Here is a 626-nt window from a genome sequence, read left to right on the forward strand (position 1 = left end):
ACTGAACGCATCGCCCTCTATGCCGGCTCCTTCGACCCGCTGACCAACGGCCATCTCGATGTGCTGAAGGCCTCGCTGGCCGTGGCGGATATCGTTTATGCGGCGATCGGCATCCATCCGGGCAAGCAACCGCTGTTTTCCTTCGAGGAGCGGGTGAAGCTGATCGAGACGGCGACGAAGACGGAATTCGGCAGCGACGGTGCCCGCATCAAGGTCGTCGCCTTCGACGGGCTGGTCATCGACGCCGCCAGGAAGCAGGGCGCCTCGATCATGATCCGCGGCCTGCGCGACGGCACCGACCTCGACTATGAGATGCAGATGGCCGGCATGAACGAGACCATGGCGCCCCAACTGCAGACGGTTTTTCTGCCCGCCAGTCCTTCGGTACGCACCATTACCGCCACACTTGTTCGCCAGATTGCCTCGATGGGCGGCGACATTCGCCCCTTCGTGCCGGCGGCGGTTGCCGGTGCGCTCACAGCCAAGTTCAAGAAGTAAGTTTTCGGAGAAAACCATGCAGCTGAAAAAGCTAGCCTCGTTCCTTGTCGTGCTCGCCGGTCTTGTGGCTGTGTCGGTCTCGGCTTTCGCCGCCGACCCGGAAAACACAATGATCATCACGCTGAAGG

General features: G+C 61.5%; 1 protein-coding gene. It reads left to right on the plus strand.

Going from position 1 to position 626, the window contains the following annotated elements:
- The first annotated feature begins 9 nt into the window (after positions 1-9).
- Positions 10-498, plus strand: coding sequence for a pantetheine-phosphate adenylyltransferase (coaD, locus tag EN893_RS36845; protein ID WP_128362302.1), 489 nt, complete (start codon positions 10-12; stop codon positions 496-498).
- The last annotated feature ends 128 nt before the right edge of the window (positions 499-626 follow it).

The sequence above is a fragment of the Mesorhizobium sp. M7A.F.Ca.CA.004.04.2.1 genome (genome assembly GCF_004022825.1).
Lineage (GTDB): Bacteria > Pseudomonadota > Alphaproteobacteria > Rhizobiales > Rhizobiaceae > Mesorhizobium.